Below are 22,663 nucleotides of genomic sequence, written 5' to 3' on the forward strand. Positions count from 1 at the left end.
GGATGACCCCGCTGGGCCGGCTCGGCGTGGCTGTGCCCTCCAGGCCGTCGGCGTCGCGGTCGGCACAGTGCACCGTCACACCCGCCTCGGCCGGCAGTACGGCGGAAGCCCGCCCGATGGCACCGCCTTCGTCTCCGGAGCCGCCGGTGCCGGTGAGTCGGGTGGGGCCGGGGGCGGGCGGTCGGTGAGACGGGCCGGTCAGCCGGTGCGGCGCGGGTACTTGTCGCGCCAGCGCTGGGGGGCGCCGGGTGCGGGGGCGGGGCCCGTCTGGCAGGTGGGGCACCAGTAGGTGGGGCGTTCCTGGGAACCGTCGCCCTGGTCGGCCACCCGTACGGAGGTGTGGCAGCGCAGGCACGGGCGGGGTGCGCGGCCGTACACGAACAGGTCGTACCGGTGCAGGCCGGTGGTCTGCCGGACCGGGCGGTCGCGGTTGGTCTCCAGCAGCCGCTTGGCCAGCCCGGGCAGCCGCCGGGCGAGGTCCGCGGGGAGCGCGCCGGCCGGCAGCCAGGGGGTGACGCCGAGGAGGAAGCACAACTCGCTCTTGTAGACGTTGCCGATGCCGGCCAGATTGCGCTGGTCCAGCAGGGCCTCGCCGAGCTCGCGGGCCGGGTCCGACAGGACGTTGGCCAGGGCGCGCTCGGGGTCCCAGTCCGGGCCGAGCAGGTCGGGGCCGAGATGGCCGACGACCCGCTCCTCCTCGGTCGTGCGCATCAGCTCCAGGACCGGGAGCCGGTAACCGACGGCCGTGCGGTCGGCGGTGCCGAGAACCGCCCGGATCTGGTACGCCGGTCCGCCCCGCCAGCGTTCGCCCGTGCCGAACACCTTCCACGCGCCCTCCATGCGCAGGTGGGTGTGCAAGGTGAGGCCGCCCTCGAACCGGGTGAGGATGTGCTTGCCGCGCGGAATGGTGTTCAGCACCCTGCGGCCGGACAGGTCGACCGTCGCGTACTTCGGCACGCGGAAGTCGCTGCGGGTCAGCGCCTTGCCCGCGAGGGCCTCGTGCAGCCGCCGCGCGGCCTGCCAGACCGTGTCACCTTCGGGCATGGGTCAAGGGTGCCACGGTGGGGTGAGAGGGGGACGGGGCAGCGGGCGCGGGTCGACGGGACCAGGGCCGGCCCCGTGTCCGCGTCGGCCCCCGCTGCCTGGCGTACCGGGCCTCATGCTCTCAGGCGCAGGCCGCGCGGTGTCGCCACGAATCCCGCCGCCTCCAGGAGGGTGCCTATGGGGGAGGTCAGGGCCTGGGTGCCGTTGATCCGCTCGACCGTGACCGTGCCGAGCGAGCCCGCGCGGGCTGCCGCGGCCAGCGCCTCGGCGGCCGTGCGCAGGCGTGGGTCGTCCGTCGCGTCCGTGTCCGGGGCGGTCGGCCAGGCCAGCAGCGTCTTGCCGCCGCGTTCCATGTACAGCGTCAGTTCGCCCTCCACCAGGACGACGAGCGAGCCCGCCTTTCGGCCCGGCTTGTGCCCGGCGCCGGCCGGCGGTTCCGGCCAGGGCAGCGCGGAGCCGTAGGCGTTCGCGGGATCGGCCGCGGCGAGGACCACGGCGCGGGGGTCGGGCGTGGCGGTGCCCGGCCGGCCGTTGCCCTGGCCGCGGTACGGGGCCGCGCCGTAGGCGGACGGGCCGTAGGAGGTGGGGCCGCTGCCGCGGGGGCCGCCGTAGCCGGGGGAGGCGAACGGGTCGGCGAGGTCGCGGGCCGCCGCCGGGGTGCCGTCGCCGGAGGGGTCCTCCGGCGGCCAGCTGAAGTCACCGTCCAGGCCGGGGTGGCCGAAGCCGCCCTCGGCTCCGTCGAAGGCCCCGGGGGGCGTGTGGCCGTGCGGGGTGCCGGTGGCGCCGCCGGGACCGCCGAACGGGCTCGGGGAGTCCGGCCCGGCGAAGCCGTTCATGGCATCCGGAGCGCCGAAGCCGTTCGCACCCCCAGGGACGCCGAAACCCTGCGGGCGGGCCGGGGCCGGCAGTCCCTCCGTCCGCTCGCGGGCGTTCGCCACCGCGCGGAGGCGGTCCACCGCGCCGTCCATGGCGAACTGGGCCGCGCCCAGCCCCTCGACCACGTAGCCGCGCCGGGCCTGACCGCTCTCCTCGAACACCGACAGCACCCGGTACACCGCCGAGAAGCCGCCCTCGACGCCCTCCGCGGCGACCGCGCCCCGGGTGACCACACCGTGCCGGTCCAGGAGCGTGCGGGCCAGCGCGTGCGCGCGCACGGTGGCGTCCGGCTCGGCCGCGGGCAGAAGTGACCAGCGGCCTGCGACGGTCGGCGGGCCGGTGCGGGAGGCGGTGCGCGCGGCGGCCGTCAGCGAACCGTAGCGCCCGCGCGGGACGGCACGCTTGGCACGGTGCGCGGTCGAGCCGGCCGTACGGCCCGAACCCAGCAGGGAGCGCATCGGCGCCAGGGTGTCGTTGGTGAGCCGGCCCGACCAGGCCAGGTCCCACAGCGCGTCGGCCAGGTGCGGGTCGGTGACGTCGGGGTGCGTGGTGGCGCGGACCTGGTCGGCGATCTGCCGGAAGAACAGGCCGTAACCACCGGAGAGGGCGTCGAGGACCGACTGGTGCAGCGCGGTCAGCTCCAGCGGGTGCGGTGCCGGCAGCAGCACCGGTGCCGCGTCCGCCAGATACAGGGAGACCCAGCCGTCCTTGCCGGGCAGGGCACCCGCTCCGGCCCACACCACCTCGCCCGCGGCGGTCAGCTCGTCCAGCATCGAGGGCGTGTAGTTCGCCACGCGTGAGGGCAGCACCAGTTTCTCCAGCGCGGAGGCCGGCACGGAGGCGCCCTGCAACTGCTCGACCGCCCGCACCAGCCCGTCGACGCCCCGCAGACCATGGCCCCTGCCGATGTGCTGCCACTGCGGCAGGAACTGGGCGAGCGCGGCGGGCGGCACGGGCTCCAGCTCGTGCCTTAGGGCCGCCAGCGAACGGCGGCGCAACCGGCGCAGGACGGCCGCGTCACACCACTCCTGGCCGATGCCCGCCGGGTGGAACTCGCCCTGCACGATCCGGCCGGCCGCGGCCAGCCGCTGCAGCGCGCCCTCGGTGACCGCCACGCCCAGGCCGAACCGCGCCGCCACGGTGGCCGAGGTGAACGGGCCATGGGTACGGGCGTACCGCGCGAGGAGGTCGCCCAGCGGGTCCTTGACCGGCTCGGTGAACGCCTCGGGGACACCGACCGGCAGCGCCGTGCCGAGCGCGTCGCGCAGCCGGCCCGCGTCCTCCACGGCCGCCCAGTGCTCGGCGCCCGCGATCCGCACCCTGATCGCCCGGCGGGCACCGGCCAGCTCCCGCGCCCACTGCGGGTCCGCACCGCGCGCGACCAGTTCCGCGTCGGTCAGCGGACCGAGCAGCCGGAGCACGTCGGCGACGCCCTCGACGTCCTTGACCCGGCGGTCCTCGGTGAGCCACTGCAGCTCGCGCTCCAGCTCGGTCAGCACCTCGGCGTCGAGCAGCTCGCGCAGCTCCGCCTGGCCCAGCAGCTCGGCCAGCAGCCGCGAGTCCAGGGACAGCGCGGCGGCGCGCCGCTCGGCCAGCGGGGAGTCGCCCTCGTACAGGAACTGGGCGACGTACCCGAAGAGCAGGGAGCGGGCGAACGGGGACGGCTCCGGGGTGGTCACCTCGACCAGGCGCACCTTGCGGGACTCGATGTCGCCCATCAGCTCGACCAGCCCGGGCACGTCGAAGACGTCCTGGAGGCATTCGCGGATCGCCTCCAGGACGATCGGGAACGAGCCGAACTCGCTCGCCACCTGGAGCAGCTGCGCCGCCCGCTGGCGCTGCTGCCACAGCGGGGTGCGCTTGCCCGGATTGCGGCGAGGCAGCAGCAGCGCGCGGGCGGCGCACTCCCGGAACCGGGAGGCGAACAGGGCCGAGCCGCCGACCTGGTCGGTGACGATCTGGTCGACCTCGCCCTTGTCGAAGGCGACGTCGGCCGCGCCGACCGGGGCCTGCTCGCTGTCGTACTCGGCGCCGGTCTTCACGGGCTCCTGGTCGAGCAGGTCCAGGCCCATCAGGTCGGTGTCGGGCAGGCGCAGCACGATGCCGTCGTCGGCGTGCATGACCTGGGCGTCCATGCCGTACCGCTCGGACAGGCGGGCGCCGAGGGCGAGGGCCCAGGGAGCGTGGACCTGGGCGCCGAACGGCGAGTGGACGACGACCCGCCAGTCGCCCAGCTCGTCGCGGAACCGCTCCACGACGATCGTGCGGTCGTCCGGGACGTGACCGCAGGCCTCGCGCTGCTCGTCCAGGTACGACAGCACGTTGTCCGCCGCCCACGCGTCCAGGCCCGCCGTCAGCAGCCGCAGCCGGGCGTCGTCCTTGGGCAGCGAGCCGACCTCGCGCAGGAACGCGCCCACCGCGCGGCCCAGCTCCAGCGGGCGGCCCAGCTGGTCGCCCTTCCAGAAGGGCAGCCGGCCCGGCACGCCCGGCGCCGGCGAGACGAGGACGCGGTCGCGCGTGATGTCCTCGATCCGCCAGGAACTCGTGCCCAGCGTGAAGACGTCCCCCACCCGGGACTCGTAGACCATCTCCTCGTCCAGCTCACCGACCCGGCCGCCGCCCTTCTTGGGATCGGAACCGGCGAGGAACACGCCGAACAGGCCGCGGTCCGGGATCGTGCCGCCGGAGGTGACGGCGAGGCGCTGGGCGCCCGGACGGCCCGTGATGTCGCCCGTGACGCGGTCCCACACGACGCGCGGGCGCAGCTCCGCGAACGCGTCCGACGGATAGCGGCCCGCCAGCATGTCCAGCGTCGCCGTGAACGCCGACTCGGGCAGCGAGGCGAACGGGGCCGCCCGGCGGACCACGGCGAGCAGGTCGTCGAACTGCCAGGTGTCCAGCGCCGTCATGGCGACCAGCTGCTGCGCGAGCACGTCCAGCGGGTTGGCGGGCACCTTCAGCGACTCGATCGCGCCCGTGCGCATCCGCTCGGTGACCACGGCGGCCTGGACCAGGTCGCCCCGGTACTTCGGGAAGACCACACCCGTGGAGACGGCACCGACCTGGTGTCCCGCACGGCCCACCCGCTGGAGACCGGAGGCGACCGACGGCGGGGACTCGACCTGCACCACCAGGTCCACGGCGCCCATGTCGATGCCGAGTTCCAGGCTGGAGGTGGCCACCACCGCCGGCAGCCGCCCCGCCTTGAGGTCCTCCTCGACGAGGGCACGCTGCTCCTTGGAGACCGAGCCGTGGTGCGCGCGGGCGATCACCGGCGGCGCGCCCTGGGCCGCGCCGGAGCCGCCCATCAGCTGGGCGGGGGAGTGGTGCTCGTCCAGGGGCTCGCCGGTGGCGCGCTCGTACGCGATCTCGTTGAGCCGGTTGCACAACCGCTCCGCCAGACGGCGCGAGTTGGCGAAGACGATCGTGGACCGGTGAGCCTGCACCAGGTCGGCGATCCGCTCCTCCACGTGCGGCCAGATCGACGGCCGCTCCCCGCCCTCGGAGGCGTCGGCGGCCGGGGCGCCCGCCAGCTCGCCCATGTCCTCGACGGGGACGACCACGGAGAGGTCGAACTCCTTGCCGGACTCGGGCTGGACGATCTCCACCTTGCGGCGGGGGGACAGATACCGGGCCACCTCGTCCACCGGGCGCACGGTCGCCGACAGGCCGATCCGGCGGGCGGGCCTGGGCAGCAGCTCGTCCAGCCGCTCCAGGGAGAGCGCCAGGTGCGCGCCCCGTTTGGTGCCCGCGACCGCGTGCACCTCGTCCAGGATCACCGTCTCCACGCCCGTGAGCGCGTCGCGCGTGGCCGAGGTCAGCATGAGGAACAGCGACTCGGGGGTGGTGATCAGGATGTCCGGCGGGCGCGTGGACAGGGCGCGGCGCTCGGCGGCCGGGGTGTCGCCGGAGCGGATGCCGACCCTGACCTCCGGCTCGGGCAGGCCCAGCCGCACGGATTCCTGCCGGATACCGGTCAGCGGGCTGCGCAGATTGCGTTCGACGTCGACCGCGAGGGCTTTCAGCGGGGAGACGTACAGCACCCGGCAGCGCTTCTTCGGATCGGCCGGGGGCGGGGTGGAGGCGAGTTGGTCGAGGGCGGCGAGGAACGCGGCGAGCGTCTTGCCGGAGCCGGTCGGAGCGACCACCAGCACGTCCGAGCCCTCCCGGATGGCCTGCCACGCGCCCGCCTGGGCCGCGGTGGGCGCGGAGAAGGCCCCCGTGAACCAGCCGCGGGTCGCGGGGGAGAAGCCGTCGAGGGCTCGGTGTGCGGAGCTGACCATGCGTCCATCCTGCACCCACCCACTGACAAACGCCCTGACCTGGGCAAACGGGACGGGTACGGGGCGCGTGACGTCGAGTGCCGGGAGGCGCGGACCGAGTGCCAGGGCCGCGGAGGGGCGGTGGGCGCCCGGAGGCCCGCGGGGCGAGGCGGCTCCGACGGCGGCCGGGCCGAGCGGGCAGGCCGAGCGGGCGGGGCGGGGCCCGGGGTGGGCCGGGGTGGCTGGACACCTGCACGTGGGGCCTGGACGCGGTGGCGACTCGCCGCCCCGCTCGCCGCGCTCCTGGCCCAGCAGACGTTCACCGCCGGGCAGGCGCTGGTGCCGGACGCCCTGCTCACCCGGCTCGGCGCGGCGGCCCGGGCGCTCGTGGCGCGGGCGCCGTCCTGCTGGTCATGGCGGCGGGGCCGGGGCGGTGACGACGGCGGGCGGGCCGTCGGCGGGTGAGACGCGCCGTCGGCGGGTCAGCGGAGGCGGCCGGCACGTGATCGGCCGCTGGTGGCCGAGCGGGCCGCCCATCGTGTGACGGACGGCCCCGGCCGTCGACGGGGTCAGCCCACGAAGCGGCCGTAGGCCCGCAGGGTGCGCAGGGCTTCGATCGTCACCAGGGAGCGCGCCTCCAGGGCGGGCGCGGGGGCCCACCGGCGCCACCGTACCGGCCAGCCGCCGTCCTCCTCCTGCCCGGCGGCCAGGTGGTCCAGCGAGCGCGCCATCTCCGCGTCCGTGAACCACGCGCGCGCGAGCGAGTCCGGGCGCGGGGCGAAGTCGTGCGGGAAGTGGTGCTCACCCGGGGCATAGCCGGACGCGACCGGGAACGCGTCGAGGCGGTCCGGGTCCAGGGCCGCGAGCCGCTGCTCCCGCACCAGGCGGCCCAGCCGGTCGGCGGCGGCCTCCGCGCGCGTGCGGTCGGGGGCGGAGTCCAGGAAGGTCACGGCGGCCCGCACCTCGTAGGGGTGGGACTTCTCCAGGGACTCGACCGCCTGCCAGCAGTAGTCGGTGGCCCGGAACAGCCAGGCGTGCCACACCTCGTTGCGGTGCAGCAGCCCGACCACCGGCCCGGTGGCCAGCAGGTCGCTGGGCGGATCGTCGACGACCGGGACGAACGGCGCCGTCGGGTACCCGCGCTGGCTGGGGTGGATCGCCGGCAGGGCGCCGTCCGGGGTGGACACGGAGGTCAGGTAACGGCACACGCGCTCCACCCGCTGGCCGCCGCACCGCCCGACGGCGTCCAGCACGCCCAGGGCGTGCGCCGTGTGCAGGGGCTGGCTGACCGGTCCGCGCAGATCGGGCTCCAGCGCGTGCCCGTAGCCCCCGTCCTCGTTGCGGTAGGCGTCCAGTGCCGCCTCCACCGCCTCCGGGCTGCCGCGCAGGAAGTGGTACGCGAAGAGGTGCTGCTCCAGCACGCGCGCGGTGAGCCATACGAACTGTTCGGCACGGAAGAGCGGGGAGCGCGCCGGGGGCGTGGAGGGGAGTGGGGAAGCTCCTGTATCGGCCATGCGTCAGACCGTAGGACGGAAAGCGGTCTCGGCAGGCGCTCCCGGGCAGGGCCCACCCCCAGGGGCGGGATACTGGAGTCATGCGGTTGACGGTCTTCTGGCAGCGGATGGCGGAACACTTCGGTCCGGGGTACGCCGACACCTTCGCGCGCGATCACGTGATGTCGGAACTGGGCGGACGGACGGTGAACCAGGCGCTGGACGCCGGCTGGGAGGCCAAGGACGTGTGGCGCGTGGTCTGCGCGGTGATGGACGTGCCGGGCGAGAAGCGCTGAGGCGGGACGGTCGTGCCGGACGTGCCGGGCGAGAAGCGCTGAGGCGGGACGGTCGTGCCGGACGTGCCGGGCGAGAGACGCTGACGTGCCGATCGAAATGCCGGGATTGCCGGTGAAGAAGTCGACAGTACGGCACTGATCTGTCACGAAGATCGCCGCGGGGCGCCGGTTGTCGGTGACGTGGGCGAGACTGGGCGCGTGGCACCCAACGAGGACCCCCTGGCACCCACTCCCGAGGACGGCGAGCAGTCCCGCGGGCAGACGGCGACGGCCGATACGCTCCCGCCCGGCCGGCCCCCCGCCTCCAGCACCGTCGCTCCGGGCGGCCGCATGCCGCGCTGGCTGCCGCGCGCCATGGTGCTCGCGCTCGCGCTGGTCGCCGCGTTCCAGCTGGGCAGCTGGGCCTTCCACCAGCTGACCGGGCTTCTGATCAACATATTGATCGCGTTCTTCCTGGCCCTCGCGATAGAGCCCGCGGTGAGCCGGATGGCGGCCCGGGGCATGCGCAGGGGGCTCGCGACCTTCCTGGTCTTCCTCGGCCTGACCGTCTTCGCCGCCGGGTTCGTCACCCTGCTCGGGTCCATGCTGGCCGGCCAGATCATCAAGATGATCGAGGGCTTCCCCGGCTACCTCGACTCGCTCATCCACTGGATCAACCTGACCTTCCACACCGACCTCAGACGGGTGGACGTCCAGGAGGGCCTCCTCCACTCCGACTGGCTGCGCAAGTACGTGCAGAACAGCGCGGCCGGAGTCCTGGACGTCTCCGCCCAGGTGCTCGGCGGGCTCTTCCAGCTGCTGACGGTCGCGCTGTTCTCCTTCTACTTCGCCGCCGACGGCCCCCGGCTGCGCCGCGCCCTGTGCTCCGTCCTGCCGCCCGCACGCCAGGCCGAGGTGCTGCGCGCCTGGGAGATCGCCGTCGACAAGACGGGCGGCTATCTGTACTCCCGCGGCCTCATGGCACTCGTCTCCGGCATCGCCCACTACATCCTGCTGGAGGCCCTCGGCGTGCCGTACGCGCCCGTGCTCGGCGTCTGGGTGGGCCTGGTCTCGCAGTTCATCCCCACCATCGGAACGTACCTCGCGGGCGCGCTGCCGATGCTGATCGCGTTCACCGTCAACCCCTGGTACGCGCTCTGGGTGCTGATCTTCGTCGTGATCTACCAGCAGTTCGAGAACTACATGCTCCAGCCGAAGCTGACCGCCAAGACGGTCGACATCCACCCGGCCGTCGCCTTCGGCTCGGTCGTCGCGGGCACCGCGCTGCTGGGCGCGGTCGGCGCGCTGATCGCCATCCCGGCGGTGGCCACGCTCCAGGCGTTCCTGGGGGCGTACGTGAAGCGGTACGCCGTCACCGACGACCCCCGGGTGCACGGCCGCCGCGGCAGCGGCGCGGGCGGCCCCGGGATGCTCACGCGCGCGCGTCGGCTCTGGGCCGGCCGGCGCCCCGACGGGGCACAGCGGCCGTAACCCGCCCGCGCCCGACGGCGCCGCCTCAGTACGTCAGGACCGCCCACCCGGCGGCCACGGCGACGACCGCCGTGTAGCCGCCCACCGCCACGGCCACGATCCGCCGGCGCGTCCGCTCGTCCCACGGCGTGCGGGCCAGCAGCCGGGCCAGCAGGGGCAGGACGAGGACCGCGTGCAGGCTCACGCCGTGCAGCGGCTTGAGCGGGGCCGTCGAGCGATAGGCCGCCTCCTGGTGGCCGGTCCGGGTCAGGACGACCCCGCGCGCGATCATCGCCGCGCCGGAGGCCAGCGCGACCAGCAGGAGCGCGAAACCGGAACGCACGGCCAGGGGCATGCCGGCGGGGCCCGTCGGCCGGCGCCGGAAGGACGCGACGGCGAAGACGGTGAGCAGGACCACCAGGACACCGCCGCCCACCGCGAGCGTCAGGGACACCGCCGTGTCGAAAGGGGTCTCCCTGTTCAGGTGCGAGGGCACCCGGCGCCACGCCTGGAGGGTGATCCCGCCCACCTCCACCACGCAGTCGGCGGCGAAGACCAGCAGCAGTACGGAACGCAGCCGGTCACCGGTCCGCAGGTATGACGTGACCCATGTGACCGCGATCAGCGTCACCCCGAACGAGAGCCCGAACGTGACGGGCTTGCGCCAGGAGACGGGACCGTCCCAGGGGCCGCCGTCGACCGCGAACACCAGCAGGTGGGCGAGACCGGACAGGACGAGGAGCAGCCCCGTCGTGTGACAGAGGCGGTCGACGGCGGCGCGCGCGTTCTTCATGGGACCAAGGCTTCCGGGCACGGCCCGCGCGGTCGTCGTCCTGCCGGAGGCACCCGTGGTACGCCGCCGGGAGCAGGCCCGCGCGTGTCACAGGTGGTCGAAGAACCGGGTCCACCAGGTCGCGTGGTTCTCGTCGGCGAGCCAGGTCACACCGTCGTACGGCCGGTGGAGCAGCCGAGGGGCGACGAGCCGGTAGCCCAGGTCGGCCAGGGCGGCCGTGATCCGGTCGCGGTCCGTCTCCGAGAGCGCTCCGTCGCGCACGGCGTCGTCCAGGTCGCCGTGGCCGTCGGGCGCCGACGTCGTGACCACCGCCAGATCGCCGTAGTTGCTCAGCCGCACGCCGAGGGGCGTCCCGGCCCCGGTCGCCTCGGCCGGGATGTCAAGGCAGAAGGAGAAGCTCGCGTCCTGGACGCCCTCGTCGAGCCGGCAGGGCCGGCCGAAGTCGTGGGAGAGCCGGTCCCGCAGCCCCGTCGCCCGGAGCCGCGCCCCGGCGTGGTCGAAGCCGTCGGGGTGTTCCAGGTGGCGCGGTGCGGGCAGCCGGTCCAGGGCGTGCAGCAGGGCCCGCGTCCCGTCGTCGTCGTTCATCCCCGCCCAGCCTACGGGGGTCCCGGCAGGAGCTGGTGGCGCGCTTGACACGAAAATCGAACATCCATTCTTATGGAGGCTCAGGCGAGGCTTTCGGTTGGGGATTTCGTCCCGTTCCGGGGGTAGATGTCCCTCGGTTATCCACAGGCTGGGCCTGCGTCGGGGCGCATTGTCAGTGGCAGGCGTTAGCGTCTTTGACGTGAAGCGATCGACTCAAGCAAACCGGGTGGAACCCATGGCAGGAACCGACCGCGAGAAGGCGCTCGACGCCGCGCTCGCGCAGATTGAACGACAATTCGGCAAGGGCGCGGTCATGCGCATGGGCGAGCGGTCGAAGGAGCCCATCGAGGTCATCCCGACCGGGTCGACCGCCCTCGACGTCGCCCTCGGCGTCGGCGGCCTGCCGCGCGGCCGTGTCGTGGAGATCTACGGACCGGAGTCCTCCGGTAAGACGACCCTGACCCTGCACGCCGTGGCGAACGCACAGAAGGCCGGCGGCCAGGTCGCCTTCGTGGACGCCGAGCACGCCCTCGACCCCGAGTACGCGCGCAAGCTCGGCGTCGACATCGACAACCTCATCCTGTCCCAGCCGGACAACGGCGAGCAGGCCCTGGAGATCGTGGACATGCTGGTCCGCTCCGGTGCCCTGGACCTCATCGTCATCGACTCCGTCGCCGCGCTCGTCCCGCGCGCGGAGATCGAGGGCGAGATGGGCGACAGCCACGTGGGTCTGCAGGCCCGCCTGATGAGCCAGGCCCTGCGGAAGATCACCAGCGCGCTCAACCAGTCCAAGACCACCGCGATCTTCATCAACCAGCTCCGCGAGAAGATCGGCGTGATGTTCGGCTCGCCGGAGACCACGACCGGTGGCCGGGCGCTGAAGTTCTACGCCTCGGTGCGTATCGACATCCGCCGCATCGAGACCCTGAAGGACGGCACGGAGGCGGTCGGCAACCGCACGCGCTGCAAGGTCGTCAAGAACAAGGTCGCGCCGCCCTTCAAGCAGGCCGAGTTCGACATCCTCTACGGCCAGGGCATCAGCCGCGAGGGCGGTCTGATCGACATGGGCGTGGAGCACGGCTTCGTGCGCAAGGCCGGTGCCTGGTACACGTACGAGGGCGACCAGCTCGGCCAGGGCAAGGAGAACGCGCGCAACTTCCTGAAGGACAACCCCGACCTGGCCAACGAGATCGAGAAGAAGATCAAGGAGAAGCTGGGCGTGGGAGTCCGGCCGGAGGAGCCCGCCGCCGAGCCGGGCGCCGACGCCGCGGTCACCGCAGCGGCCGACGACTCCGCCAAGTCGGTCCCCGCCCCGGCAGCCGCCAAGGCCACCAAGCCCAAGGCCGCCGCAGCCAAGAGCTGACCCGTGACACGACGAACCGACTGGGCCGAGTACGAGTACGCCGCCGGCGCCCCACGGGGGAGGGGCACCGGTGGCCACCCGGACTCCGCCCCGGAGGGCGACGCCGGACACCGGAACGACGCGTTCGGCGGTGCGTACGGCGGACCTGACGCATATCCCGGGACCGGCGGCTACGACGGTGAGGGTGCCGCGGGCCTGGGAGACGAGGGCGGCGAGCCGTACGGGGGCGGTTCGCTCGGCGGTCGTGGGTTTGGGCGGTCCGGCGGAGCGCGCAGCGGTCGCCGGGGGCGTGGCCGGCGGCGCGGGTTCGGCGACGCGTCCGGACCCGGTGAGGACGAAGGCGCCCCTTCCTCGGCGAGGGACGAGCGGGGGGAGTCTTCAGGGGACCCGGTCGAGCGGGCCCGGGCGATCTGCCTGCGCCTGCTCACCGGGACCCCGCGCACCCGCAAGCAGCTCGCGGACGCCCTGCGCAAGCGGGAGATCCCCGAGGACGCGGCCGAGCAGGTGCTGTCGCGGTTCGAGGAGGTCGGGCTCATCGACGACGGTGCCTTCGCGGACGCCTGGGTGGAGTCCCGGCATCATGGCCGGGGGCTCGCCCGCCGCGCACTCGCCCGGGAACTGCGCACCAAGGGGGTCGACTCGGCAGTGATCGAGGACGCCGTCGGCCGGCTCGACTCCGAGCAGGAGGAGGAGACCGCCCGCGAACTCGTCGCCCGCAAACTGCGGGCCACCCGTGGCCTCGAACGGGACAAGCGGCTCCGCCGGCTCGCGGGCATGCTGGCCCGCAAGGGCTACCCGGAGGGCATGGCCCTCAGGGTCGTCCGCCAGGCCTTGGAGGAAGAGGGCGAGGACACGGAGTTCCTCGGGGACGGGGACCTCTGACGGGCCTCGGCGCGTGGGCTGCGGCCGCTCGTCGGCGGCTGCCGGCTGCTTCGCGGAGACGGGGCGGTGCGCGGGCTCTCCCTGGACGAGGGGTGCGACGGCCGCCCGGGACGGAGGCCGACGGTCTGACCGGAGGCGCATGACGGGCGCCCGGGGTGGGGCCGACCCCCGCCGCGGACGGTAGGGATGGCCCCCGTCCCAAGACGCCGGGCCACCGCAGTGCTCTCCCACCCCGCACCGGCGAGTCTGTACGCACGCCCAGCGCACGACTCAACCGATGCGTACAACAGAAGAGAGCCCGTCCCATGATGCTGCGTTACGCCCTGCAGTCGGTCCGCGCCCGCAAGGCGGGCTTCCTCGGCGCGTTCCTCGCCCTGCTGTGCGCGGCCGCTCTGATCACCGCGTGCGGCACCCTGCTGGACACCGGCCTGCGCGGCACCATCCGGACCGAGCGCTACTCCGCCGCTCCCGTCGTGGTCTCCGCCGACCAGTACGTGCACCGGACCACCGTCAAGCACAAGAAGGGCAAGACCAAGGTCAAGCACAAGGCGAAACCCATCGCCGAGCGCGCCTGGCTGCCCGAACGCCTGCGCGGCACCCTCGTCCACACCCCCGGCGTGGCCCGGATCGTCCCCGAACTGACCTTCCCCGCCCAGCCGTTGACCCCGGCCGGCACCGGTGGCCGTACCGCCTACGGCCATGCCTGGGACTCGGCCGTGCTGACCCCGTACCGGCTGACAGCGGGCGGTGCCCCTCAGGCCGCCGGTGACGTCGTCATCGACGGCGACCTCGCCGCACGGAACCGGCTCCGACCCGGCGACCGGCTCACCGTGCAGTCCACCCAGGCCCCGCGCACCTACCGGATCACCGGTATCGCCACCCCGGCCACCGCCGTACGCCACCAGACGTCCCTGTTCTTCTCCGCCGGGGAGGCCCGCAGACTGGCCGCCCACCCCGGACAGGTCACCGCGTTCGGTGTACTGCCGGCCAAGGGGGCGGACCCCGAGCGGGTGCGCGGAAGCGTGGCGCGGGCGCTGCACGGCACCACGGCACAGGTCAGCACCGGTAACGCCCGCGGGCCCGTGGAGTTCCTCGACGCGGCTGCGGCCCGTACCCGGCTGGTCAGCATGGGCGGGGCCATGGGCGGCACCTCGCTGCTGGTGGCGGTGCTCGTGGTGGTCGGCACCTTCGCGCTCACCGTCCAGCAGCGCCACCGCGAACTCGCCCTGCTGCGGGCCATCGCCGCCACCTCCGGGCAGATCCGCAAGCTGCTCGGCAGGGAGGCGCTGATCGTCGGCGTGGCGGCGGGCACGGCCGGCTCCCTGCTCGGGCTGCCGCTCGGCGGCTGGTTGCACGCGAGGTTCGTCGCCCTCGGCGCCGTACCCGACACGCTCGACCACACCGTCAGCGTCTTCCCGCCGCTCGCCGCTCTCGCCGCCACCCTCCTCGGAGCCTGGGCGGCGGCCCGGATCGCCTCCCGGAGGATCGCCCGGATCCGCCCGGCCGAGGCTCTGGCCGAAGCCAGGACCGAGCGCACCCGGCCGGCCTGGGGCCGCATCGCCGCCGGAGTGTTGCTCCTCGCCGGCGGAGTCGTCCTCGTCGTCGTCCTCACCTCCCTGCGCACCGAGCCCGCCTCGACTCCCGTGACCTTCCTCGCCGTCGTCGTCCTGTCCGCCTCCGTCGCCCTGCTCGGTCCCCTCCTGGTCAAGGCCGCCGCGCTGCTGCTGGCCGGCCCGCTCCGGCTCACCGGTCACGGTGGCAGACTCGCCACCGCCAACCTGCGCGGCAACGCCGCCCGCATGGCCTCCGTCGTCACCCCCCTCACCCTGCTCGTCGGCATGACCTGCACCGTCCTGTTCGTCCAGGCCACCCTCGGCGACGCCGCCCGCACCCAGGTCCGCGAGGGCGTCCGGGCCGACTGGGTCGTCGCCGCCCAGGGGCCCGGTGTTCCCGGCGAGGCCGCCGAGCGACTACGCGCGCGGCACGACACCGTCACCGAGGTGGTCCGCACGACAGTCCGCGTCGGCCTCGACAAGTACCCCGCACAGGGCGTCACCCCGGCGGGTCTGACCCGCACCTGGGATCCGAAGGTGACCGCCGGCTCCCTGGACCGGCTCGGCCCCGGCACCGTAGCCGTCAGCGAACTGGCCGCCGGCCAGCAGCATCTGACGCCGGGAAGCACGCTGAAACTCACGCTCGGCGACGGCACGCCCGCCACGCTGACCGTCGCCGCCGTCTACGCCCGGGGTCTCGGCTTCGGCGACCTGACCCTCGCCCACGACCTCGTGGCCCACCACGTGGACAATCCGCTCGCCTCCTCCGTCCTCGTCCGCACGACCCGTACACAGACACAACTCGCGACTACGCTCCGTGAGTTCCCGGGCGTGAGGATTCTTTCGCCGGCCGCCGCCGACGCGCTCCAGGCCGATCGGCAGCAGGCGAACGCCGAGGTCAACTATCTGGCCATGGGTCTCGTCCTGGCCTTCACCGCCATCGCCGTCGTGAACACGCTCGCGATGTCGGTCGCCGAGCGTGTCCGGGAGTTCGCACTGCTCCGCCTCGCCGGCGCGACCCGCCGCCAGGTCCTGCGCATGCTGCGTACCGAGGCACTGTCCGTCCTGCTCCTCGCCACATCGGTCGGCAGCGGTATCGCCCTGGCCGTGCTCACCGCGTTCAGCGTCGGCATGACGGGCCGGGCCGCACCGACGGTCACCCCGCTGCTCTACCTCGGCGTCGTCGCGGTCGCCGGTCTCCTCGCGCTCGCCGCCAGCGCCGTACCGGGACGCGCGGCGCTCAGGGTGCGGGCGGTGACCGTGGCCACGGCGAAGGAGTAGGACCGGCCCCTGGTGCGAGCGGGTTTCCGGTCGGTGCCGGCCGGGGCTCCCGGTCCGGTCAGAAGCCGGTTGCGGGCAGGGCGCCGAGCCCCGACCGGGGCGTCAAGGTCCCGCAAGGCGCCGGTAAGGCCAGGGCGCCGGCCCCGGCCACGGCACCCACTCCCGGTCAGGGCGTCCAGCCCCACGCAGGGCGCCCCGACCCGGTCACGGTGCCCCGTGCCGGCCAGGGTGCCCCGTGCCGGTCAGGCTGTCGCCGGGTTCACCGGCAGGCCCTCCGCGCGCCACGCCTGGAAGCCGCCCACCAGGTCCGTCGCGCGGTGCAGGCCCAGCTGGTGGAGGGAGGCGGCGGCGAGGCTGGAGGCGTAGCCCTCGTTGCAGATCACCACGACCCGCAGGTCGTGGCCGGTGGCCTCCGGGAGGCGGTGGCTGCCCTGGGGGTCGAGTCGCCACTCCAGTTCGTTGCGCTCGACCACGACGGCGCCCGGGATGAGCCCGTCCCGGTCGCGCAGGGCGGCGTACCGGATGTCGACCAGGAGAGCGTCGCCGGACTGCGCCGCCTCGTACGCCTCCCGCGCCTCGACGCGGCGGTAGCCGGCACGCACGCGCTCCAGCCACTCGTCGATGCCCAGTGGGCGCTCCGACGCCACCCCGGCGGTCCCCGGCTGCTCGATCGTGCCGCTCACTGCCAGTCCTCCGGGCGTTCGACCTGCTCCAGGCGCAGCACCTGGCCCGTGCGACTGTAACGGCGGATCCGGGGCAGCGGCGGGTAGTAGGCGTGGACGGAGATCGCGTGTCGCTCGCGGGACTCGTTGAGCACCTCGTGCACATGGTGGCGGCCGAAGGCGCGGCCCTGTCCGGCGGGCAGCCGGCGTACGCGGTCCACCCCCTCGGTGAGCTCCAGGGTCTTCCAGCCGTCGGTGGGCAGCCGGGCGGCGAGGGAGTTCTCGGTCAGTTCGCCCGAAGCGGTGAGGAAGGCGCCGACCGAGTCGGCGTGGTCGTGCCAGCCGGTGCCGGTACCGGGAGGCCAGCCGATGAGCCAGGCCTCACTGCCGCCGGGGCCCTGGAGCCGTACCCAGGTGCGGCCCTCGGGGTCGAGCGGCAGCGAGGCGATCAGCTCGGTGTCGGCCGCCGTACGCCGGACGAAGTCCAGGAGTTCCGCCTGGGTGGGCGCGGGTCCGGTGGCGGGGGACGCGGGCAGGGAAGGGGTGGGGGAGGGGACAGACACGTGCACCGTCCTGAGGAGCGTTCGCGGAACGGGCGCGCGACGGCGCCCGGAAAAAGAGGGATGCGAATTCAGCAGGACGGGCGACACACGCAGCCCGCATAGCGGACGAGGTCCATATGGACCCTCCGCCACAGGCGCACACAGGTGTCGGTCACGATCCGGAGTACAGCACTGCCGCCGCATCGCGGTCAACCGGGTGTCACCTTGTGGACGGGGGTGCGAGGGGTGCGGCGGGCGCGTACGGGAGCCCGCCGCGGAGCACGGTCGCCACCCGGGAGCCGTACACCGGCGGCCGCGGCCGGTGTACGGGCGGGCCTGGCGTCAGCGTGCGCCCGAGCCGGCCTCCGCCGCCTTCTTCTCCTTCTGCCCGTCCCCCTCCCTCTCCCTCTCTTCCTGCTGTCGCTGTGTCTCCCGCGCCGGCGCCGCGCCCCCCACCGTGGCCTCGGCCGCCGCGTACAGATCGGCCGGGCGGACCCCGCTCAGGGCGCACACCAGGTGGCCGTCGGGGCGGACGAGCAGCACGCTGTGCGCCGGCGCTCCCGGATAGGTCTCGGCCACCAGCAGTTCGGCGGGGTGCGGCAGCGCGGTCACGGCCGCCGCGAGCCGGGGCATCACCCCGGCGGACATCCAGTGCCTGCGGTCCCAGACACCCGTGCCGGGCGCGATGAGCACGACGAGCAGCGCGCCGCGGCCGAGCCGGTCGCGCAACTGGACGAAGGACCCGTCCTCCGCCGTGACCCGGACGTCGGTGACCGGCGCGCCGGGCGGGGTGCCGACCGGGATCTCCCCTTCCAGGCGCCGGGGTGCGAGCGGTGAGTCGGCGTACGTGCCGGACCCGCCCAGCGGACCGCGGCCCAGGTGGCCGTCGGTGAGCAGCGCGTCGTGGTTGCGGGCCGAGCCCGGGACGATGTGGCGCAGCCCGCCCCCGCCGCGCAGTACCGGCAGGGCCTGGTCGGCGGCGCGCAGCCGGGCGGAGACCTGGGCGCGCCGCTCGGTCTGGTAGCTGTCCAGCAGGGCCTCGTGCGGGCCGTGGTGCCAGGCCGTGGCCAGCTTCCAGGCGAGGTTGTCGGCGTCCCTGAGGCCCTCGTCGAGCCCCTGGGTGCCGAGTGCGCCGAGCAGATGGGCCGCGTCCCCGGCGACGAAGACCCGGCCGGCGCGCCACCGGCGGGCGAGGCGGTGGTGCACCGTGTGGACGCCGGTGTCGAGCAGCTCGTACACCGGTGCGGTGCTGCCCGTCCAGCCCGTGAGGGTCTCATGGATCCGGGCCAGCAGGATCTCGGGTGTGACCAGGTCCTTGCCCGGTGGCAGCAGCCAGTCCAGGCGCCACACGCCGTCCGGGAGGGGGCGGGCGGTCACCTCCCCGGCCGAGGGCCCGGACGACCGCCACGGCGGCATCCGATGGAGCAACGCGTGACCCTCCCACGGAAATTCCGTGCGCAGCGCGGCCACCGCGTGCCGCTCCACCGCCGTACGGCCAGGGAAGCGGATGTCCTGGAGCTTGCGCACGGTCGAGCGGGCGCCGTCGCAGCCGACCAGGTAACTGCCGCGCCACCAGGTGCCCTGGGGGCCACGGGTGCGCGCGGTGACGCCGGAACGCTCCTGCTCGATCGCGTCCAGGCGGCTGTCCACCGACGTCCTCACCAGGGGCTCGGCCGCGATGGCCCCGCGCAGCAGGCCCGTGAGCACGTGCTGGGCGATGTGCAGGGGCGCGGGTTCGCTCGCGGCGAAGGTGATCTCCTTCATCACCTGCTTGCGCCTGACGGACCGCCAGCCGGCCCAGCGCACACCGTGCTCCGCGAGCGCCGCCCCGGTCAGCCGCTCCAGCAGGGCGGCCGTGTCCTCGTGCAGGACGACGGTGCGCGCCGGACGGGGCTCCTCCTTGCCGGCGCCCTCGTCCAGCACGATGGACGGCACCTGCTGACGCGCCAGCGCCAGGGCGAGCGTGAGCCCGACGGGTCCCGCTCCGACGATGATCACCGGGTCCACGGTGTGGCGCCCCCTGCTCGCGGCGATGCCTTGACGGAGACAAGTGAACAGGAAGGTGAAGCGGGGTGCACGATCACACAACGTATGCAACCCATTGGCAGAGTTTGCGTCAAGCGAACGGAGGCAGTGGCGATCATGCCACTGCCTCCGAACGGAGTCATACCACCTGACTGGGTGTCATTTCCTGACGCCGTCGACGTCGCCGACGCCCGCGGCGCTGCCGGCCGGGTCGGCGCCGGCCGCCGTGCCCGCGATGTCCGCGACGTCCTGGGTGCCGAGCACCGCCCCGGTCGACTTCTTGCCGCGCCGCAGCCGGCCCTCGAGCCAGCTCGCGAACGAGGTCAGCGAGAAGTTGATGATCACGAAGATGACGCCCACGACGGCCAGGGAGGCGATGGTGTTGCCGTAGTAGCCGGCCATCGTGTTGGCCGAGGCCAGCAGTTCCGGGAAGGTGAGCACCGCACCGCCGAGCGCGGTGTCCTTCACGATGACCACGAGCTGGCTGACGATCGCCGGGAGCATGGTGGTGACCGCCTGCGGCAGCAGGATGAGCCGCATCACCTGGTTCTTGCGCAGGCCGATGGCCATGGCCGCCTCGGACTGGCCCTTGGGCAGGGCGAGGATGCCCGCGCGGACGATCTCGGCGAGCACCGACGCGTTGTACAGCACCAGGCCGGTGACGACCGCGTAGAACGGACGGTCGTCCGAACTGACGTCGGTGTACTGGGCGAAGAGCGCGAGCCCGAAGATCATCAGGACCAGCACCGGGATCGCGCGGAAGAACTCGACCACGACCGCGGCCGGGACGCGCACCCACACATGGTCCGAGAGTCGGGCCATGCCCAGGGCCGCACCCAGCGGAAGCGCGATGACCATGGCCAGGGCTGCTGCCTTCAGGGTGTTCTGGAGGCCGGGCCAGATGTACGTCGAGTAGGCCTCGGTGCCGCTGAAGAAGGGCTTCCACAGGGCCCAGGCCAGCTGGCCCTTGTCGTCGAGGGCCTTGTACACCCACCACACGACGGCCGCGAGGACCACCAGGAAGACGGCCGTGTACAGGACGTTGCGCCGCTTGGCGCGGGGCCCCTGGGCGTCGTACAGAACGGAGGTCATCGCTTCACCGCCATCTTCTTGCCCACCCAGCCGAGGATCAGCCCGGTCGGCAGGGTCAGGCACACGAACCCGAAGGCGATGACTGCCGAGATCACCAGCAGCTGCGCCTCGTTCTCGATCATTTCCTTCATCAGGAACGCGGCCTCCGCCACACCGATCGCCGCGGCCACCGTCGTGTTCTTCGTCAGCGCGATCAGCACGTTGGTCAGCGGACCGATGGCGGCGCGGAACGCCTGCGGCAGCACGATCAGGCCCAGCACCTGGGTGAAGCTCAGACCGATGGCACGCGCGGCCTCGGCCTGGCCGACCGGCACGGTGTTGATGCCGGAGCGGATCGCCTCACAGACGAAGGCCGAGGTGTAGAGGATCAGACCGAGCACGGCCAGCCGGAAGCCCTGGACCTTGAAGTCGTGCGCACCGAGGGTGATACCCAGCGTCTGACTGAGGCCGAGTGAGGAGAAGAGGATGATCACCGTCAGCGGGATGTTCCGCACGATGTTCACGTAGGCGGTGCCGAAGCCGCGCATCAGCGGCACCGGGCCCACCCGCATACCGGCCAGCAGGGTGCCCCAGACCAGGGAGCCGACGGCGGACAGCAAGGTGAGCTGCACGGTCGTCCAGAAGGCGCCCAGTACGTCGTAACGTCCTAGAAAGTCGAACACGATCTCCCGCGCTTCCGCGTGTAGGGATGCCCCGGTGCGCCGCCGTCAGGGGCGGCGCACCGGCGGGCATTGCCTCAGCTCTTGATGTCGCCGATCTTCGGGGCGGGCTCGTTCTTGTAGTTGGCCGGGCCGAAGTTCTTCTTCACGGCAGCCTCCCAGGAACCGTCGGAGACCATCTCCTCGAGCGCCTTGTTGATCTTGGCCTTGAGGTCGCTGCCCTTCTTGACGCCGATGCCGTAGTTCTCGTTGGTCATCTTGAAGCCGCCCAGCTTGAACTTGCCCTTGAACTGGGACTGGGAGGCGTAACCGGCGAGGATCGAGTCGTCCGTGGTGAGGGCGTCGATGGCACCGCTCTGCAGACCGGACAGACACGCCGAGTAGGTCGGGTAGGTCTGCAGGTTCGCCTTCGGGGCCAGCGTCTTCTTGACGTTCTGCGCCGAGGTCGAGCCGGCCACCGAGCACAGGTTCTTGTTGTTCAGGTCCGCCGGCGACTTGATCTTCGACTCGTCCGCGCGCAGCAGCACGTCCTGGTGGGCCAGCAGGTACGGGCCGGCGAAGTCGACCTTCTGCTGACGCTCCGGCGTGATCGAGTAGGAGGCGGCGATGAACTGGACGTCACCGCGCTGCAGCATCGTCTCGCGGTCCGCGCTCTTCGACTCCCTCCACTCGATCTGGTCCGCGCCGTAACCGAGCTTCTTGGCGACATAGGTGGCCACGTCGACGTCGAAGCCCGAGTAGCCCTGCGGGGTCTTCTGGCCGATGCCCGGCTGGTCGAACTTGATGCCGACGGTGATCTTCTTGCCGCCACCGGAGGAGCCGTTGTCGTCCTTCTTGTCGTCGCCGCCGCAGGCGGTGGCGGTCACGGAGAGGGCGAGGAGGACGGCCGAGGCGGCGGTGACCTTGCGGAGCTTCATGGTGAACATCCTTCTGAGTGGTGAGGAACGAGTCCCTGAGGCAGGGTGACGCGGACCCGGGCGGCCGTGCGGCGGTGCGGCCGGCGGGAGCGCCGGCCGGGCGGTGCCGTCAGTGGTGCAGGATCTTGGAGAGGAAGTCCTTGGCCCGGTCGCTGCGCGGGTTGCTGAAGAACTGGTCGGGCGTGGCCTGTTCGACGATCCGGCCGTCCGCCATGAAGACCACCCGGTTCGCGGCCGATCGCGCGAAGCCCATCTCGTGGGTGACCACGATCATGGTCATGCCCTCGCGCGCGAGCTGCTGCATGACCTCCAGGACCTCGTTGATCATCTCGGGGTCGAGGGCGGACGTCGGCTCGTCGAACAGCATGACCTTCGGGTCCATGGCCAGCGCCCGCGCGATCGCGACCCGCTGCTGCTGGCCGCCGGAGAGCTGGGCGGGGTACTTGTCGGCCTGCGTGCCCACACCGACCCGGTCCAGCAGGCCCCGGGCCTTCTCCTCGGCCTGCTTCTTGTCGGCCTTGCGGACCTTGACCTGACCCAGCATCACGTTCTCGAGCACGGTCTTGTGCGCGAAGAGGTTGAACGACTGGAACACCATGCCCACGTCCGCCCGCAGCCGCGCCAGCTCGCGGCCCTCGTGCGGCAGGGGCTTGCCGTCGATCGTGATCGTGCCCGAGTCGATCGTCTCCAGGCGGTTGATGGTGCGGCACAGGGTCGACTTCCCGGACCCGGAGGGCCCGATGACCACGACGACCTCACCGCGGGCGATCGTCAGATCGATGTCCTGGAGCACGTGCAACGCGCCGAAGTGCTTGTTGACGCTCCTCAGGACGACCAGTTCGTCGGACGTGACCACATCTTCCTTGGCCACCGATACATTGGTCATCGC

At 73.1% G+C, this 22,663-nt stretch carries 18 protein-coding genes and 1 pseudogene; 6 read left to right on the plus strand and 13 right to left on the minus strand.

What is annotated here, in order from left to right:
* Positions 1–198: 198 nt before the first annotated feature.
* Positions 199–1,044, minus strand: coding sequence for a DNA-formamidopyrimidine glycosylase family protein (locus tag AB0946_RS40050; RefSeq protein ID WP_366765660.1), 846 nt, complete (start codon positions 1,042–1,044; stop codon positions 199–201).
* 113 nt (positions 1,045–1,157) lie between these two features.
* Positions 1,158–6,203, minus strand: coding sequence for an ATP-dependent helicase (locus AB0946_RS40055; RefSeq protein ID WP_366765661.1), 5,046 nt, complete (start codon positions 6,201–6,203; stop codon positions 1,158–1,160).
* A 264-nt stretch (positions 6,204–6,467) separates the two neighbouring features.
* Between AB0946_RS40055 and AB0946_RS40060 the strand changes: the two are divergent.
* Positions 6,468–6,647 (plus strand): annotated as a pseudogene (locus AB0946_RS40060) (AzlD domain-containing protein); the annotation flags it as partial.
* Positions 6,648–6,751: 104 nt separating this feature from the next.
* Here the strand turns inward: AB0946_RS40060 and AB0946_RS40065 are convergent.
* Complete coding sequence (locus tag AB0946_RS40065; RefSeq protein ID WP_366765662.1) at positions 6,752–7,696, minus strand: hypothetical protein; 945 nt, start codon at positions 7,694–7,696, stop codon at positions 6,752–6,754.
* Positions 7,697–7,776: 80 nt separating this feature from the next.
* On the opposite strand from AB0946_RS40065, the gene AB0946_RS40070 reads away from it, so the two are divergent.
* A complete protein-coding gene (locus tag AB0946_RS40070) occupies positions 7,777–7,971 on the plus strand; it encodes a DUF3046 domain-containing protein (RefSeq protein WP_103817556.1) in 195 nt (64 codons plus the stop codon).
* A 330-nt stretch (positions 7,972–8,301) separates the two neighbouring features.
* Positions 8,302–9,441: an AI-2E family transporter gene (locus AB0946_RS40075; RefSeq protein WP_366765683.1), complete on the plus strand. Its 1,140-nt coding sequence runs from the start codon at positions 8,302–8,304 to the stop codon at positions 9,439–9,441.
* 25 nt (positions 9,442–9,466) lie between these two features.
* Here the strand turns inward: AB0946_RS40075 and AB0946_RS40080 are convergent, their stop codons facing one another.
* Together AB0946_RS40080 and AB0946_RS40085 are read right to left on the minus strand one after the other, a co-directional pair.
* On the minus strand, positions 9,467–10,213 hold the full coding sequence (locus tag AB0946_RS40080) for a hypothetical protein (RefSeq protein WP_366765663.1): 747 nt from the start codon (positions 10,211–10,213) through the stop codon (positions 9,467–9,469).
* An 87-nt stretch (positions 10,214–10,300) separates the two neighbouring features.
* Complete coding sequence (locus tag AB0946_RS40085) at positions 10,301–10,798, minus strand: hypothetical protein (protein WP_366765664.1); 498 nt, start codon at positions 10,796–10,798, stop codon at positions 10,301–10,303.
* Positions 10,799–11,033: 235 nt separating this feature from the next.
* Here AB0946_RS40085 and recA point away from each other — a divergent pair, with 235 nt between their 5' ends.
* From recA to AB0946_RS40100, 3 genes are all read left to right on the plus strand, one after another.
* The gene (gene recA, locus AB0946_RS40090) at positions 11,034–12,161 is read left to right on the plus strand and encodes a recombinase RecA (RefSeq protein WP_366765665.1); all 1,128 of its coding nucleotides are present in this window, start codon (positions 11,034–11,036) and stop codon (positions 12,159–12,161) included.
* 3 nt (positions 12,162–12,164) lie between these two features.
* A complete protein-coding gene (gene recX / locus AB0946_RS40095) occupies positions 12,165–13,043 on the plus strand; it encodes a recombination regulator RecX (RefSeq protein ID WP_366765666.1) in 879 nt (292 codons plus the stop codon).
* 305 nt (positions 13,044–13,348) lie between these two features.
* Positions 13,349–15,877, plus strand: a complete 2,529-nt coding sequence (locus tag AB0946_RS40100; protein ID WP_366765667.1) for an ABC transporter permease — start codon at positions 13,349–13,351, stop codon at positions 15,875–15,877.
* A 242-nt stretch (positions 15,878–16,119) separates the two neighbouring features.
* Here the strand turns inward: AB0946_RS40100 and AB0946_RS40105 are convergent, their stop codons facing one another.
* From AB0946_RS40105 to AB0946_RS40140, 8 genes are all read right to left on the minus strand, one after another.
* Positions 16,120–16,560, minus strand: coding sequence for a rhodanese-like domain-containing protein (locus tag AB0946_RS40105; RefSeq protein ID WP_366765668.1), 441 nt, complete (start codon positions 16,558–16,560; stop codon positions 16,120–16,122).
* Entirely contained in the window at positions 16,557–17,102 is a 546-nt protein-coding gene (locus AB0946_RS40110; RefSeq protein ID WP_366765669.1) for a cysteine dioxygenase, read from the minus strand. Before AB0946_RS40110 ends, AB0946_RS40105 begins: the two co-directional genes overlap by 4 nt.
* Positions 17,103–17,170: 68 nt before the next feature.
* Complete coding sequence (locus AB0946_RS40115; protein ID WP_313960178.1) at positions 17,171–17,257, minus strand: putative leader peptide; 87 nt, start codon at positions 17,255–17,257, stop codon at positions 17,171–17,173.
* A gap of 166 nt (positions 17,258–17,423) precedes the next feature.
* Complete coding sequence (locus tag AB0946_RS40120) at positions 17,424–19,088, minus strand: FAD-dependent monooxygenase (RefSeq protein WP_366765670.1); 1,665 nt, start codon at positions 19,086–19,088, stop codon at positions 17,424–17,426.
* A gap of 177 nt (positions 19,089–19,265) precedes the next feature.
* A complete protein-coding gene (locus AB0946_RS40125) occupies positions 19,266–20,198 on the minus strand; it encodes an amino acid ABC transporter permease (RefSeq protein ID WP_366765671.1) in 933 nt (310 codons plus the stop codon).
* The gene (locus AB0946_RS40130; RefSeq protein WP_171152279.1) at positions 20,195–20,860 is read right to left on the minus strand and encodes an amino acid ABC transporter permease; all 666 of its coding nucleotides are present in this window, start codon (positions 20,858–20,860) and stop codon (positions 20,195–20,197) included. Before AB0946_RS40130 ends, AB0946_RS40125 begins: the two co-directional genes overlap by 4 nt.
* 74 nt (positions 20,861–20,934) lie before the next feature.
* Entirely contained in the window at positions 20,935–21,774 is an 840-nt protein-coding gene (locus AB0946_RS40135) for a glutamate ABC transporter substrate-binding protein (RefSeq protein ID WP_366765672.1), read from the minus strand.
* A 109-nt stretch (positions 21,775–21,883) separates the two neighbouring features.
* A complete protein-coding gene (locus AB0946_RS40140; RefSeq protein ID WP_366765673.1) occupies positions 21,884–22,660 on the minus strand; it encodes an amino acid ABC transporter ATP-binding protein in 777 nt (258 codons plus the stop codon).
* Positions 22,661–22,663: the final 3 nt, after the last annotated feature.

Origin of the sequence: Streptomyces sp. NPDC046870 (assembly GCF_040704595.1) — a bacterium.
Taxonomy (GTDB): Bacteria; Actinomycetota; Actinomycetes; order Streptomycetales; family Streptomycetaceae; genus Streptomyces; species Streptomyces argyrophylli.